Origin of the sequence: Salinicola sp. DM10 (assembly GCF_017306975.2) — a bacterium.
Classification (GTDB): Bacteria; Pseudomonadota; Gammaproteobacteria; order Pseudomonadales; family Halomonadaceae; genus Salinicola.
The window spans coordinates 235,079-249,447 of record NZ_JAFLEN020000005.1; the positions used below are offsets into that span (position 1 = coordinate 235,079).

The 14,369-nt window shown below is 67.0% G+C and carries 16 protein-coding genes; 6 read left to right on the forward strand and 10 right to left on the reverse strand.

What is annotated here, in order from left to right; all coding sequences use genetic code 11:
- Window positions 1-33 precede the first annotated feature (33 nt).
- The 4 genes from hisB (at window position 34) to hisF (ending at window position 2,944) form a co-directional block, all read left to right on the forward strand.
- Window positions 34-627 (forward strand): imidazoleglycerol-phosphate dehydratase HisB, encoded by a 594-nt coding sequence (hisB, locus tag J0A90_RS16495; protein WP_207034528.1) that lies wholly within the window; start codon window positions 34-36, stop codon window positions 625-627.
- Window positions 628-679: 52 nt separating this feature from the next.
- The gene (gene hisH / locus J0A90_RS16500) at window positions 680-1,321 is read left to right on the forward strand and encodes an imidazole glycerol phosphate synthase subunit HisH (protein WP_207034530.1); all 642 of its coding nucleotides are present in this window, start codon (window positions 680-682) and stop codon (window positions 1,319-1,321) included.
- Between the two features lie 94 nt (window positions 1,322-1,415).
- A complete protein-coding gene (gene hisA / locus J0A90_RS16505) occupies window positions 1,416-2,174 on the forward strand; it encodes a 1-(5-phosphoribosyl)-5-[(5-phosphoribosylamino)methylideneamino]imidazole-4-carboxamide isomerase (protein ID WP_207034532.1) in 759 nt (252 codons plus the stop codon).
- Window positions 2,171-2,944: an imidazole glycerol phosphate synthase subunit HisF gene (gene hisF / locus J0A90_RS16510; RefSeq protein ID WP_106418753.1), complete on the forward strand. Its 774-nt coding sequence runs from the start codon at window positions 2,171-2,173 to the stop codon at window positions 2,942-2,944. The genes hisA and hisF overlap by 4 nt, the downstream gene beginning before the upstream one ends.
- A gap of 157 nt (window positions 2,945-3,101) precedes the next feature.
- Here the strand turns inward: hisF and J0A90_RS16515 are convergent, their stop codons facing one another.
- From J0A90_RS16515 to J0A90_RS16525, 3 genes are all read right to left on the reverse strand, one after another.
- Complete coding sequence (locus J0A90_RS16515) at window positions 3,102-3,878, reverse strand: DUF3298 and DUF4163 domain-containing protein (RefSeq protein ID WP_207034534.1); 777 nt, start codon at window positions 3,876-3,878, stop codon at window positions 3,102-3,104.
- A 143-nt stretch (window positions 3,879-4,021) separates the two neighbouring features.
- The gene (locus tag J0A90_RS16520) at window positions 4,022-4,612 is read right to left on the reverse strand and encodes a YjaG family protein (RefSeq protein WP_207034536.1); all 591 of its coding nucleotides are present in this window, start codon (window positions 4,610-4,612) and stop codon (window positions 4,022-4,024) included.
- Window positions 4,613-4,749: 137 nt separating this feature from the next.
- Entirely contained in the window at window positions 4,750-5,052 is a 303-nt protein-coding gene (locus J0A90_RS16525) for an MGMT family protein (RefSeq protein ID WP_207034538.1), read from the reverse strand.
- A gap of 59 nt (window positions 5,053-5,111) precedes the next feature.
- Between J0A90_RS16525 and J0A90_RS16530 the strand changes: the two genes are divergently transcribed.
- Window positions 5,112-5,756, forward strand: a complete 645-nt coding sequence (locus J0A90_RS16530; protein ID WP_207034540.1) for a type 1 glutamine amidotransferase — start codon at window positions 5,112-5,114, stop codon at window positions 5,754-5,756.
- A 15-nt stretch (window positions 5,757-5,771) separates the two neighbouring features.
- Here J0A90_RS16530 and mnmH read toward each other — a convergent pair whose 3' ends face one another.
- The 5 genes from mnmH to J0A90_RS16555 form a co-directional block, all read right to left on the reverse strand.
- Window positions 5,772-6,854 (reverse strand): tRNA 2-selenouridine(34) synthase MnmH, encoded by a 1,083-nt coding sequence (mnmH, locus tag J0A90_RS16535; protein ID WP_207034542.1) that lies wholly within the window; start codon window positions 6,852-6,854, stop codon window positions 5,772-5,774.
- A complete protein-coding gene (gene selD, locus J0A90_RS16540) occupies window positions 6,851-7,891 on the reverse strand; it encodes a selenide, water dikinase SelD (protein ID WP_207034544.1) in 1,041 nt (346 codons plus the stop codon). The genes mnmH and selD overlap by 4 nt, the downstream gene beginning before the upstream one ends.
- Window positions 7,892-7,999: 108 nt before the next feature.
- Window positions 8,000-9,379: a DNA repair protein RadA gene (gene radA, locus J0A90_RS16545; protein WP_207034546.1), complete on the reverse strand. Its 1,380-nt coding sequence runs from the start codon at window positions 9,377-9,379 to the stop codon at window positions 8,000-8,002.
- A gap of 195 nt (window positions 9,380-9,574) precedes the next feature.
- Window positions 9,575-10,033: a copper resistance protein NlpE N-terminal domain-containing protein gene (locus J0A90_RS16550; RefSeq protein WP_106418759.1), complete on the reverse strand. Its 459-nt coding sequence runs from the start codon at window positions 10,031-10,033 to the stop codon at window positions 9,575-9,577.
- A 209-nt stretch (window positions 10,034-10,242) separates the two neighbouring features.
- A complete protein-coding gene (locus J0A90_RS16555) occupies window positions 10,243-11,340 on the reverse strand; it encodes an alkene reductase (protein ID WP_207034548.1) in 1,098 nt (365 codons plus the stop codon).
- A 224-nt stretch (window positions 11,341-11,564) separates the two neighbouring features.
- Here J0A90_RS16555 and hisC point away from each other — a divergent pair, with 224 nt between their 5' ends.
- Window positions 11,565-12,617, forward strand: coding sequence for a histidinol-phosphate transaminase (gene hisC / locus J0A90_RS16560; protein WP_207034550.1), 1,053 nt, complete (start codon window positions 11,565-11,567; stop codon window positions 12,615-12,617).
- Window positions 12,618-12,627: 10 nt separating this feature from the next.
- Here hisC and J0A90_RS16565 read toward each other — a convergent pair whose 3' ends face one another.
- Both J0A90_RS16565 and J0A90_RS16570 read right to left on the reverse strand, forming a co-directional pair.
- Window positions 12,628-13,368, reverse strand: a complete 741-nt coding sequence (locus J0A90_RS16565; RefSeq protein WP_207034552.1) for an SDR family NAD(P)-dependent oxidoreductase — start codon at window positions 13,366-13,368, stop codon at window positions 12,628-12,630.
- A 278-nt stretch (window positions 13,369-13,646) separates the two neighbouring features.
- Window positions 13,647-14,012 carry a hypothetical protein gene (locus tag J0A90_RS16570; RefSeq protein ID WP_207034554.1) on the reverse strand — a complete coding sequence of 122 codons (366 nt, stop codon included), beginning with the start codon at window positions 14,010-14,012 and terminating at the stop codon, window positions 13,647-13,649.
- Window positions 14,013-14,369: the final 357 nt, after the last annotated feature.

Sequence of the window (14,369 nt, forward strand, 5' to 3'; positions counted from 1 at the left end):
TTCTCGCCACACCTACCGGGAGACTCCCCACGCATGTCCCAGCGCATCGCCACGGTGTCACGCCAGACTCAAGAGACCCAGATCACGGTCACCGTGAATCTCGACGGCAGTGGCCGTCTCGAGAGCCGGACCGGGGTCCCCTTCCTCGACCACATGCTCGATCAGGTCGCCCGCCACGGCATGCTCGACCTCACCATCGAGGCCGACGGCGATCTCGAGATCGACGACCACCATACCGTCGAGGATCTGGGCATCACCTTGGGTCAGGCATTCGCCCGGGCGATCGGCGACAAGCGCGGGATTCGCCGCTACGGCCACGCCTACGTCCCGCTGGACGAAGCGCTGTCGCGGGTGGTGATCGACTTCTCCGGCCGTTCGGGCCTGTTCATGGACGTCGAGTTCACGCGCGCCAGCATCGGCCGCTTCGATACCCAGCTGTGCTGGGAGTTCTTCCAGGGCTTCGTCAACCACGCCCAGGTGACCCTGCATATCGACAACCTCAAGGGTTTCAACGCCCACCACCAGGCGGAGACCATCTTCAAGGCCTTTGGCCGCGCGGTCCGCGCCGCGGTGGAAGAGGACCCGCGCATGGCCGGCCAGCTGCCGTCGACCAAGGGCAGCCTGTGAGGGCGCCCGCCGCCCGTCCGGCGGCTGTCACCGATTACAAGAGGAGCGCACGATGACGATTGCGGTAATCGACTACGGCATGGGCAACCTGCACTCCGTGGCCAAGGCGCTCGAGCACGTCACCCACGAGAACGTGGTGGTGACCAGCGACCCGCGCGCGATTCGCGGCGCCTCGCGGCTGGTGCTGCCGGGCCAGGGCGCGATCCGCGACTGCATGGGCGAACTCGAACGCAGCGAGCTGCGCGGGCTGGTCGGCGAGCTGCTCGACGCCCAGCAGAAGCCACTCCTGGGGATCTGCGTCGGCCAGCAGATGCTGTTCGAACACAGCGACGAGAATGGCGGCATCGACTGTCTCGGCTTTCTGCCCGGGCGCGTGCGCCACTTCGGCCAGCAGTTGAAGGGACCGGACGGCGAGCGCTTGAAAGTACCGCACATGGGCTGGAACCGAGTCGTCCAGCACCACGCCCACCCGCTGTGGCAGGGCATCGACGATGGCGCGCGCTTCTACTTCGTGCACAGCTACTATGTCGATGCCGCCAACTCGGACGACGTCTTCGGCGCGACCCACTACGCCGGTGTCGAAGCCCACGTGGCCACCGGTCGTGGCTGCGTCTTCGCGGTGCAGTTCCACCCCGAGAAGAGCGCCCGCGACGGCCTGCAGCTGCTGGAAAACTTCGTCAACTGGGCGCCCTGAGCGCGCCGCGCCCGGGACGCCGCCTGCGCGCGCCGTCCCACCGATCATGTGCCAGCCGCGCTCGCGCTGGCCGACACGCAGAGGATTCGACGACATGCTGGTGATTCCCGCCATCGATCTCAAGGACGGCCAATGCGTGCGTCTCAAGCAGGGCCGCATGGACGACGCCACCGCCTACGGTGACGATCCGGTGGCCATGGCCGCACGCTGGGTGGAAGCCGGCGCCCGCCGCCTGCACCTGGTCGACCTCAACGGCGCCTTCGAAGGCAAGCCGGTCAACGGCGAAGCGGTCACCGCCATCGCCCGCGCCTATCCGGACCTGCCGATCCAGATCGGCGGTGGTATCCGCAGTGCCGAGACCATCGAACACTACCTCGCCGCCGGGGTGAGCTACGTCATCATCGGCACCAAGGCGGTGAAGGAGCCGGACTTCGTCGGCGAGATGTGCCGGCAGTTCCCCGGCCACGTGATCGTTGGGCTCGATGCCCACGACGGTTTCGTCGCCACCGACGGCTGGGCCGAAGTCTCCACGCTCAAGGCGGTCGATCTGGCCAAGCGTTTCGCCGACGACGGCGTGACCTCGATCGTCTACACCGACATCGCCCGCGACGGCATGATGCAGGGCGTCAACGTCGAGGCGACCGCCCAGCTTGCCCGCGACGGCGGCCTGCCGGTGATCGCCTCCGGCGGCGTCACCGACCTGGCGGATATCCGCGCCCTGGCCGAGGTCGCCGACGACGGCATCATCGGCGCCATCACCGGCCGCGCCATCTATGAAGGCTCGCTCGACGTGGCCCAGGCCCAGACGCTGAGCGACGAGATCCGTGGCGCTGCCCGGGGAGGCCGCGCGTGACCCTCGCCAAGCGCATCATCCCATGTCTCGACGTCGATGCCGGCCGCGTGGTCAAGGGCGTCAACTTCGTCGGCATCCGCGACGCCGGTGATCCGGTGGAGATCGCCAAGCGCTACAACCAGCAGGGCGCCGACGAGATCACTTTCCTCGACATTACCGCCAGCCACGAAGATCGCGGCACCACGGTGGAGATGGTCGAGCGCATCGCCGGTGAGGTGTTCATCCCGCTCACCGTGGGCGGCGGTATCCGCCGCTGCGAAGACATTCGCACCATGCTCAACGCCGGCGCCGACAAGATCTCGATCAATACCGCCGCAGTGACCCACCCGGACTTCGTGCGCGAGGCCGCCGAGCGCTTCGGCAGCCAGTGCATCGTGGTGGCGATCGATGCCAAGCGGGTCAGCGCCGAGGGCGAACCGCCGCGCTGGGAGATCTTCACCCACGGCGGGCGCCGACCCACCGGCCTGGATGCGGTCGAGTGGGCGCGCAAGATGGTCGACTACGGCGCCGGCGAACTGCTGCTGACCAGCATGGATCGCGATGGCACCAAGGTCGGTTTCGATCTCGGCGTCACCCGGGCGATCAGCGATGCGGTGGAGGTGCCGGTGATCGCCTCCGGCGGTGTCGGCAACCTCGACCACCTGGTGGCCGGGGTGAAGGAAGGCGGCGCCGATGCGGTGCTGGCCGCCAGCATCTTCCACTTCGGTGAGTACACCATCCCCGATGCCAAACGCTACATGGCCGAGCACGGTATCGAAATGCGCCTCTGAGCGCGCCAAGATCTGCGCCGAAGCCGCAAGTGCGTAGTCACTAACAGCGAAGTGAAGCACAGCGCCGCGACCCGATCGGGTCGCGGCGCTTGCGTTGATGGGGTGTGCTTGAGCGCGGTGTGCTTGAGCGCGGTGTGCTTCAGTGCGGGCGCAAAGCTCAGGGCAGATAGCGCGGGCGCAGAATGCCCTCGAGGTCGGCGTAGGGGATGGTCAGCACTGGCTGGCCCACGGCGTAGGGCGCCAGGTCGTAGACCTGATACTTGACCGCCAGGGCGTCCTTCAGCGGCGCCACGTTCTCGGAGATGACGAACGGCCACTGCTCGGCGGAGAGCCCCTGAGCCTGATCCGTCTGCAGCCAGCGCTGATGGGCGCGCGCCAGCGCCGCGTCATAGGCTGCGCGCTGGCCAGGTTTCAGCATCTCGGCCAGCGAAACCGGCTCGCGGGTATCGCGGTCGATGACCAGATACTGGGTCAGCGGCAGACCGTGGGCGCCGCCGCTGTAAAGATAGCCGTCCAGCTCGATGACCAGCAGGTCGTCGTGGTCCGCGATCACCTTGGCGTCGAGATCGGCGGCGTAGCCCGGCAGCTCCGGCACCTTGCGGCGCGCCTCCTTGGCGGCGGCGAAGACCTGACCGGCGAAGTCGTCGAACGACGTGGCGCGGCCTATCGCGCTACCGTTGGGATCGTCGCTGAGACCGCTGGCCAGCGCGAAAAGCCGCTTCTGCAGCAGCGCCGACAGCTCGGGCGACTCAGGGAAGCGCAGGTAGTCGGCTTCGACCACGGCGCAGGCGTCGCCCTCGCAGCCCGGCTCGTGAGCCGCCTTCGTGACCGCTTCGGTGCGCAGCGGGTCCTGGTGCCAGCCCGAAAGGCTCTGACAGCCGCTCAGCACCAGGGTCGCCAGCATGAGGGCGCCGAGCGCCACACGATGAGACATGCAGTTCCTCCTTGAACGTCTGGCCGTGCACGGCCGTCGTTGTCGCTTGTCGCTTGTCGCGGGCACGCTCCGCACCCGAATCGCCTGTTAGCTCCTAATGTAGCGCCTTTTCAAACGCGTTTCGCGCCAATGCCTGCCCGGCGTCAGTCCAGGCTCAGTCCCAGGTTGCTGACCCCCTGATTACGCCCCAGCGTGCGCAGCTCGCGAAGTGCCTCGATATTCGGATCGGCTTCCACCGCTTCCAGCACCGCATCCTGGTAGTCGCGCTCGTCCTGCATCAACTCGTGCTCGCGGAACAGCGCGTTGAGCCGCTCCGAGTCCTCGCTGCCATCGACCATCTCGATATAGGCGCGCACGCCATTGCGCGACACCTGGCTCACCTCCAGCACCGCCTCCGGCGCCTCGCTGCGCAGCGCGTCCAGCAGCGTGGTCAAGGCCATGATGCTCTCGGTGGCACGCCGCGCACCGAAGCTGTCGTCCGCTTCCGGGGGCTCTACCGCCGCCAGCTTCTCGGCCTGCTTGTCGAAGTCGATCTTGGCGCTCTTGACCTGTAGCTGCTCCCACACCAGATCGAGCACGTTGTAGAGCACGTTGGGATCGCCCATGCGACTCATGCCGGCATAGAGGGTGTAGTTGGGCGTGAGACGCTCGCACAGCGCCGCCATGAAGGCGATACGCTGACGCGGATTGAGCGCGCGCAGGCGCTGGTTGAAACTGGCAGCGGGTTGGGACATCGGAACTCCAGAATGACAGCGCGACGCAACGTGCGCCAAGTATGGGAAACAAGAGACAGGAACCTGGCCGAGTGAGCGCCGACGAAGAGACGTAGCCGAGTGAACGTGAAGGCCGGCCGCGCGCTCGCCGGGCGCGGCTAGTCCGGCCACAGCAGCCGCGCCGGCACGCGACCGGCGGCATCGAACACCACGCCTTCATCACGCAGCAGGCGCTGCTGCTCACTGGCGCCGCCGTGATCAGCGACCCGCCGGGTGGCGTTGATCACCCGATGCCAGGGCAGCCCGTGACCGGCGGGAAGCTTGCGCATGGCGGTACCCACCAGACGCGCGGTGGCGCCCTCGGTCATCCCGGCAATGCGTCCATAGGTGGTCACGCGGCCGGCCGGGACCTGCGCCACCACGGTATATATCTGCTCCAGCAGCGAAGCGCGTATCGCCATGATCGATCGATCTTTTTCCGCTTGTGAAGGGCGCCTCGCGCCCGCATCATGACCTTATCATGCATATCTACTTTCTCCAGCACAGCTCGCTTTTCGCCCCCGGCCGCCTGGCCGACTGGCTTCAGGGCATGGGCCACAGCCACAACCGCTGCCGGCTCGACGAAGGCGAACTGCCGCCGCCCTGGGACCATTTCGACGGCCTGATCCTGCTGGATGCGCTCGGCCCGCTCGATCCTCAGCTGCTCAAGCGCGAGCGCAAGCTGCTGGATCGCGCGCTGAAGAGCGGCAAGCCAGTACTGGGTATCGGCTTTGGCGCCGCCCTGATCGCCGAGGCGCTGGGCTCCATCGTCTCACCGGCGGTCGAGCCCGAGCGCGGCTGGCGCACACTGACCCTGGACCCGGCCAGCCCGCTGGACCTTCCCGAGACCTTCGAGACACTGCTGTGGCATGGCGACATCTTCGGCCTGCCCGACGATGCCCTGCCGCTGGGCCGCACCGCCGCCGGGCCGGTACAGGGCTTCGTCTGGGACCGCGGCCGCGTGATCGCCATGCAGTGCCACCTGGAGCTGACCGCCAACGACGCCCAGGCGCTCTGCGCCCAGGAAGGAACGACGGCAGACTGCGGCGATCTACTCGCCGACCCCAGACGCTTCGACCGTCAGGCGGCGCTGTTGGATCGCCTCATGAGCCAATGGCTCGACTAGCCCCGGCGCCGCGCCTCAGCCCCGGTGTTCCGCGCTCCAGGCGCGGGCCGCTTGCAGACACTCGTCCCAACTGCCGACGAACAGGGTGTGGCGCTGCTGGCTTTCGAGCTGCTGGCGATACATGGGGTCGTAATACTCCTGCAGCAGCGGGGCCAGCCAGGCGTCGTGGGCCTGGGGCTCACCGGCGGCCCCGAAGGCACGCTGCTGGGCCTCGAGCAGGCGCCCCAGGCGCTCGCTGCCGAGCCGCTTGCCGAGTCGCTTGAGCGCGCCGGAGAGCTGCTTGCGAAACAGCGCCTCGCCCAGCAGCGGTCCGTAGTCGCGGTGGTAGAGCGCGCTCAAGTCTTCGATATAGTCCTTGCGAATCTGCTCCAGGCGCCAGTCGAGGGGCATCTCCACGCGCACACAGGGGGCGTCTTTCATCGTCTGCCAGAAGGTCGCTGGAATCGCCAGCCGCCCGATCCGCTGGGATTCGTCCTCCACCACCCGCGCCTGCGGCCGGCGCCACAGGTCGAGCGCCAGGCCATGTTCGAAATCGATCTGCGAGGGGCCGACCCGCGGATGCTGGCCAAAAGCCGATCCCTTGTGGCGCGCCAATCCTTCGAGGTCGATCCCACTGTCGAGCGACCCCACCAGCGCGGTCTTGGCGCATCCGGTGAGCCCGGCCACCAGCAGCAGCGGGCCGCTGCTCTGCTGCTCCAGCAGGCCGAGCAGGGCGTTACGCATCGCCTTCCAGCCGCCGCGAATCCGCGGTACCGGGCGCCCCCGCTGGTGCAGCCACTGCTGGCTGATCTTGGAGCGCATGCCGCCCCGGAAGCAGTAGATGATGCTCTCGGGCGCCGCGTCGAGCGCCGCCTCCCAGGCGGCCAGCCGCCGCTCGCGCAGATCGCCGGTCACCAGTTCGTTGCCCAGCGCCACCGCGGCTTCCTGCCCCGAGAGCTTGTAGCGAATGCCGACCTCGCGGCGCTCGTCGTCATCCATCAGCGGCAGGTTGAGAGCCCCGGGCAGCGCGCCGGCGGCGAACTCGATGGGGGCGCGGACATCGATCAGCGGCCGCTCGAGCAGCGCTAGATCGGCCTCGACGAATTCGCTGCCGCTCACCCCCGCACCTCGATCAGCCGAGCACCACCAGCGGGACTGACGCACTCGCCGAAAGCCTCCAGCGCCAGCCGATGCTCACGCCCGATGCGCTCGACGTCGTCGGCCCAGGCGGGATCGACCGCCAGCAGCAGGCCACCCGAGGTCTGCGGGTCACATAGCCACTGCCAGTGCGCCTCGTCCATCTCGCCCAGGGCCGTGCCGATCGCTTCGCGGTTGCGTCGCGTACCGCCGGGTACCGCGCCCTGGCGCCGATACGCCTCGGCCTCGGCCAGACGCGGCAGCTTGGCGAAGTCGATACGCGCCTCGACCCTGCTCGCCGCACACACTTCACTCAGATGCCCGGCCAGGCCGAAGCCGGTGACGTCGGTCATGGCGTGCACACCCTCGACGCGGGCCAGCGCCGTGCCGATGGCGTTGGCGGCGAGCATCGTCTCCCGCGCCAGCCCCTGGTGCCCCGGCTGTAACAGGCCCTGCTTTTCCGCCGTGGTCAGCATGCCCACTCCCAGCGGCTTGGTCAGATAGAGCAGATCACCGGGCTTGGCACCACTGTTGAGCTTGAGATGGGCGAGGTCGACCAGGCCGTTGACCGCCAGCCCGAAGATCGGCTCAGGGGCATCGATCGAGTGACCGCCGGCCAGCGCCATACCCAGCTCGCGACAGACCGCCTGGGCGCCGGCCACGACATCACCGGCCACCTCGCCGGGCAGCTTGTCCAGCGGCCAGCCGAGAATGCCCAGCGCCATGATCGGCGAGCCGCCCATGGCGAAGACATCGCTGATGGCATTGGTCGCGGCGATACGCCCGAAATCGAAGGGATCGTCGACGATCGGCATGAAGAAATCGGTGGTGGAGATCAACCCGCGCCCATCGCCGAGGTCGTAGACCGCCGCGTCTTCGCGCCCCTGGTTGCCCACGATCAGTTTGTCACTGCTGGCCCCCGGCCCCGCCTTGGCGAGAATCCGATCGAGCACGTCGGGCGCGATCTTGCAGCCGCAGCCGGCGCCGTGGCTGTACTGGGTCAGACGGATGGCACTCATGGTCGCACTCCTCACGCGGTCCCGATGGTTGTTCAAGGTGCAGTGTAACCGACGGCGGCGGTGAACGATGCCCTCGCCGCGCCCGTGGGCAGCGCCGCCGGCGCGGGATCAGAGCGCTTCCAGCGCCTCCGAGAGCTTGTCCACTGCCACCACCTGCATGCCGGCAGGCGCCTGCCGCGGGGCATTGCCACGCGGCACGATGGCGCGGGTGAAACCGTGCTTGGCGGCCTCGACGATGCGCTCCTGGCCGCTCGGCACCGGGCGAATCTCACCGGAGAGCCCGACCTCGCCGAACACCACCAGCTCGCGCGGCAGCGGTCGGTTCTGCAGGCTGGAGACCACCGCCAGCAGCACCGCCAGATCGGCGCTGGTCTCCAGCACCTTGACCCCGCCGACGACGTTGAGAAAGACATCCTGATCGCCGGTGAACAGACCGCCGTGCTTGTGCAGCACGGCGAGCAGCATCGCCAGACGGTTATGGTCGAGCCCCACCGCCACTCGGCGCGGGTTACCCAGCGCCGACTCGTCGAGCAGCGCCTGCACCTCGACCAGGATCGGCCGAGTGCCCTCCCACACCACCATCACCAGGCTGCCGGAAGCCTGCTCTTCACTGCGCGAGAGAAAGATCGCGCTGGGATTCTTGACCTCCTTGAGGCCCAGCTCGACCATCGCGAACACGCCCAGCTCGTTGACCGCGCCGAAGCGGTTCTTCTGCCCGCGCAGGGTGCGAAAGCGCGAGTCGCTTCCGCCCTCGAGCAGCAGCGAGGCATCGATCATATGCTCGAGCACCTTGGGCCCGGCCAGGGTGCCATCCTTGGTCACGTGGCCCACCAGCAGCAGCACGGTGTTGCTCTGTTTGGCAAAGCGTGTCAGCGCCGCCGCGGATTCACGCACCTGCGCCACCCCGCCCGGCGCCGAGCCGATGTCTTCCAGGTGCATGGTCTGGATGGAGTCGATGATCAGCACTTCGGGGCGTTCACGCTCGACCACGGCGAGCAGCGTCTCGACGCTGGTCTCGGCGAGCATCTTGAGCCCCTGGGTGGGCAGCTGCAGCCGGTGGGCGCGCATCGCTACCTGCGACAGCGACTCTTCGCCGGTCACATAGAGCACCCGCTTGCTCTGAGCCAGGCGGCAGGCGGTCTGCAGCAGCAGCGTCGACTTGCCGGCGCCGGGATGGCCCCCGAGCAGCACCGCCGAGCCGGGCACCAGGCCGCCGCCGAGCACGCGGTCGAACTCTTCGAAGGTGGAGCTGAAACGTGGCACCTCGGTGAGATCGACGCCGGAGAGATCGACCACCTCCTTGGTCAACGCGCCGGCATAGCCGCCGCGCCCGGCGCTACCCGAAGCCGCCGCGGCGCCGGGGCGCGCGCTGGTCAGCCGGATCTCGCTCAAGGTGTTCCATTCGCGGCAGTTGCTGCACTGCCCCTGCCACTTGCTGTACTCCGCACCGCACTCGGTACAGACAAAGGCACTCTTCGCTTTGGCCACGCGCGGGAATCTCCGTCATCGGGATGAAAATCGTCGCACCCATGGTGCCACAGCGGTCCGGGATCGCAGAGCCGAGGCGCTCTGCTCTGGCCCGCTTTGCTCTAAACAGTCACAGGCGCGGTGTCAGTCACTGAGGGAGCGAGCGGACACAAAAAAGGCGGCCCGCAGGCCGCCTTGGCGATCGGCGCGGGGCGCTCACTGCTTGGTCAGGCGCAGCATCTGGCCGTTTTCGAACTGACGGCGCTGCGGGTCGATCAGCTCGAGAGTGTTGGGATCGATCTTCTGGAAGTAGTAGATCTGCCCCTCACCATTCGGCGTCAGCTCGTAGACCGTGGCCTTGGGATCGGTGGCGGTCCCGGTCATCACGTCCCACTGACCCTGATACTGCTCCGGGCCCGGGTTCTGCGGATGGTTGATGTAGTCGGCCTCGAGCGTGAAGGTGCGCTCCGGCGCCGGCGACGACTCACTGCCGCTGAGGTTGACGGTCAGGTCGATACCGTCGCAGCTACGGCAGGGCAGCGTGCCTTCGTAGGTCGTGGTGGTGGCGGAAGCGCCGGTGTCGGCCGTGCCAGACTGGGTCTGCGAGCCACCGCTGGCGCAACCTGCCAGCAAGGCTACCGTGGCGGCGCTGGCCAGCAACGTCCTGATCTGCATTTGGGTTCTCCTTACACTTCTGGGCCAAGCGGACCGCAGGGGCGGCCGCGTCACTACAGCGTGGTTGCTCTAACGTCGTCGCTACACCATAGCGGCTAGACGGCGATCACTAAAGCGTAGCGGCCACCGCGTCGCCGCTATCGGCGTATCGCCTAAGAATAGCGGCAAGCGCGCCGTGTGGCATCCCATCGGCACCACACGGCCCCGCGTCAGTCGAGCGTGGAATAATCGGTATAGCCCTCGGCACCGCCCCCATAGAAGGTATTCGGGTCGGGCTCGTTGAGCGCGGCATCGCGCTGGAAGCGCTCGACCAGATCCGGGTTGGCGATATAGGGCCGCCCATAGGCCGCGGCATCACCCAGACCAGCGTCGATCAGCGCCTCGGCACGCTCGGCGGTGTAGTGGCCGCAGTAGATCAGGGTGCCGCTGAAGCGCTCGCGCAGGTCGCGGCGGAAAGCGTCACTCAACTGAGGGCCTTCGCCGGTCCAGTCCGGCTCGTTGATATGCAGATAGGCAATGCGACGCCGGCCCAGCTCGTCGGCGAGGTAACGCATCATCGCCTCCGGCTCGTCGTCGGAGAGCCCGAAGATCTCGATGAACGGCGACAGCCGCACGCCGACACGCCCGGCGCCCAGCTCTGCGCTCACCGCGTCGACCACTTCGAGCAGCAGTCGTGCGCGGTTGACCACATTGCCGCCGTAGCGGTCGCTGCGCTGATTGCTGCCGGTGGCGAGGAACTGCTGCAGCAGATAGGCATTGGCGGCATGCACTTCGACCATGTCGAAACCGGCACGTTTGGCGCGCTTGGCGGCCTGGCGATAATCCTCGATCAGCCCAGGGATCTCGCCTGTCTCCAAGGCCCGGGGGGTACTGGTCGGATGCTGGCCGGAGCTGCCGTCGGCGAACTCGACGAAGCAGTTGGCGCCCTCGGCACGCAGTGCGCTCGGCGCCACCGGCTGCTGGCCTTCCGGCTGCACCATCTCGTGGGAGACGCGCCCCACGTGCCACAGCTGCAGGGCCATCTTGCCGCCTGCGCTGTGCACGGCATCGACCACCTGGCGCCAGCCCGCTTCCTGGGCGTCGGTCCAGATGCCCGGGGTGTAGACATAGCCACGCGCAGTGGGCGAGATATTGGTCGCTTCGCTGATGATCAAACCGGCGCCGGCGCGCTGGGCGTAGTACTCCGCCTGCAGGCGGCCGGGAATGCTGTCCGGGGTGCGGGCGCGTGTCAGCGGTGCCATCAGCACCCGATTGGCGAGTTCGATATCTCCGATCTGGAGCGGAGAGAGCAGTTTTTCGTAGGGCATGTTGATCCTTATCACTCGATGCGAGTTCTCTGAGGAGATGAGGTCATTAGAGGACTAATCAACCCCTCGTGACGCTGCTGCCCCAGACTTGCGCCGTCCTGCGACAGCGGTCACTATGACAGGCGCCGCAGCGCCGAGTGCGCCAATGCCGGGCGCCCCGGAACCGCTCCACCCCCCTATCGCCAACCACTTCCCGACACCGCCCAGACCCATCGCGAGAGATCATGAGCCAACTCTGGAGTCCTGCCGTCCGCGCCCTGACCCCCTACGTACCCGGCGAGCAGCCGCGGGAGAAACTGGTCAAGCTCAATACCAACGAGAACCCCTATCCGCCGTCGCCTGCGGTGGCCCAGGTGCTGCGCGATATCGACACCGAGCAGCTGCGCCGCTATCCCGACCCCGACTCCCGCGCACTGCGCGAAGCGCTGGCCGAAATCCATGGTGTGGCGCCGGAGCAGGTGTTCGTCGGCAACGGTTCGGACGAAGTGCTCGCGTTCGCCTTCCAGGCTTTCTTCTGCCAGCCCCAGCCGCTGCTGATGCCGGCTATCAGCTACAGCTTCTATCCGGTCTACTGCAAGCTCTACGACATCGCCTATCGCACCGTGGCGCTGGATGACCGCTGGGAGATCGCCCTCGACGCCTTCGACGGCGACAACGGCGGCGTGGTCTTCGCCAACCCCAACGCCCCCACGGGGCATGGCCATCCGCGTGCCGAGATCGCCCGGCTGCTATCGCGCATTCAGGACAGCGTGGTGCTGGTCGATGAAGCCTACGTCGACTTCGGCGGCGAGAGCGCGGTGCCGCTGGTCGCGGATCACCCCAACCTGCTGGTCACCGGCACGCTCTCCAAGTCACGCAGCCTGGCGGGGCTGCGGCTGGGCTATGCGATCGGCTCACGCGAACTGATCGAGGGGCTGGAGCGGGTGAAGAACTCATTCAACTCCTATCCGGTCGATATGCTCGCCAGTGCGGTAGCGATCGCGGCGCTCAACGACCGCGAACACTTCAAGCGTTGCTGCCAGCAGGTGATGGGCACCCGCGAAGAGACACGTCGCTCGCTGGTCGAACTCGGCTTCGAGGTGCTGCCGTCGCAGACCAACTTCCTGTTCACCCGGCACCCGCGCTTCAATGGCGAGACGCTGTTCACCGGACTACGCGAGCGCGGAATTCTAGTACGTCACTTCAATCGCGATGGCCTCAGCGATTTCCTGCGCATCTCCATCGGCACCGATGAAGAGATGCGAGGGCTGATCGGCGCGCTCGAAGCGCTGATCTAGGGAAACGCTTTCACCACGGCACAGGCTTACCCGCCCAATCCCAAAAGGTGCCGCTCTCCTCGGGGCGGCGCTCACTGATCACCGTCAGCAGGCGCTCGGCGACGTACTCGGGGCTGAACAGCTTGCCCTCGGGCACGCGCCGCTGGAACGGTTGGGAGAGCGCGGTATCCGTCGTGCCCGGATGCAGGCAGAGCACGATCGCCCGCTTGTTGTAGCGCGCCAGCTCGATGGCCGCCGTCCGCAGTAGCATGTTGTGTGCCGCCTTGCTCGCCCGATAGCCATACCAGCCGCCGAAGCCGTTGTCCTCGATCGAACCGACCCGTGCCGACAGACTCGCCACCAGCGTCGGATGCTGCCCCTTCAGTGACCCCAGTACCGCCTTGAGCAGCAGCGCCGGGGTGATCGCATTGACATGGAACAGCGTCGCCAGGGTATCGGCATCGAGCTCCTCGAGACGCTTCTCGGGGGCAATGTCGCGCGCTGAGTCGTGCAGCATGCCCAGCGTATTGAACAGCAGATGCAGCGGCGCCCCGGCGAGTCGCTCGCCCAGACGCGCCAGGCCCGCTTCCTGAGTGAGATCGGCTTCCAATGTCTCGACCCGGTCATCGCCGAAGGCTAGCGCCTGACGAGACACTGCCACGATGCGCCCCACCCGCGATGTCTCCAAGAGACAGCGCACGACGGCCTGACCAATCCCACCACTGGCCCCGGTCACCACAGCAGTAAAATCGTCGGGTAATCGCTCCAGCATACCGCCGCCTCCCCTTATGATCGCAGGCTCGGCACTCAAGCCTTCCCGTCTCGACAGACTAGTTCAGCGACAGGCCTGGCGCTCTCTACACCCACACACAAAAAGCCCCGGCGCGGGGGCGGGCCGGGGAAGTGGAGGTGTAGGGCATGGCGCTCGCGTCTGTGGGTATTTTGCGAGAAGCGCCTCTTGAGAGAGGCGTCTTCTGTCCGTGGCGCCTTGTTTGCGAGATGTCCTTCGAGCAAGGCACGAGCGCGACTCGTGCCGGGGCTCAGCGGTTCTCAGTCGAGGCTGGCGAAGCTCACCTCGACGTCGCCTTGGTGGCCAGCGTTGACGTTCTGCAGCGCCTGGGCGGCAGCGACGCTCTGACCCTGGCCGACCAGGTCGGCGTCACCGGCACGCAGGTGGGTACCGCGCTGGGTCTGCTCGGCGACCTGCACCAGAGCCTGATTGGCCGCGGTGCTGTGGCCACCGCTGACCGTGTCGACGCTGTAGCGGGTCGGCAGCGCCTGATAGTCGCTGACCACCTGGGTGTTCAGCGGCTGTTGCAGCGAGGCGAAGGCAGCTTTCTCAGCGGCGCTGTTGGCCTGAGCCACGGCCGGCAGAGCGACGATCAGGGCGATGGCGGTAAGAAGACGGGTTTTCATGGTGAACCTCCAGTGACTGTCGGGTCTATCGATTCGGGGGTTGGGTCTTGGCCTCAACCGTTGATGACAGTATGGGGGCGCCACTGTTAGCGGGCTAATCGAATACGCTGAAGGCGACTATCGAGCGCATCGATGCGAGAACCAAGCCCGTAAAACGGCAACTATCCACAGGCGGTCGCCGCTCAAAAACACCAAGGGGGAGGGATAAGTCGAGTGCGGTGGCATTAGTGACGCGCAAGGCTCGATAAGCCGGGAGGGAAAGCCTGGAAAGAATGTCGGGCCCAGAAACGAGTGAACCCCAGTCTCTGTCGAGACTGGGGTTCGGTATAGGTGCCTGACGATGACCTACTCTCACAT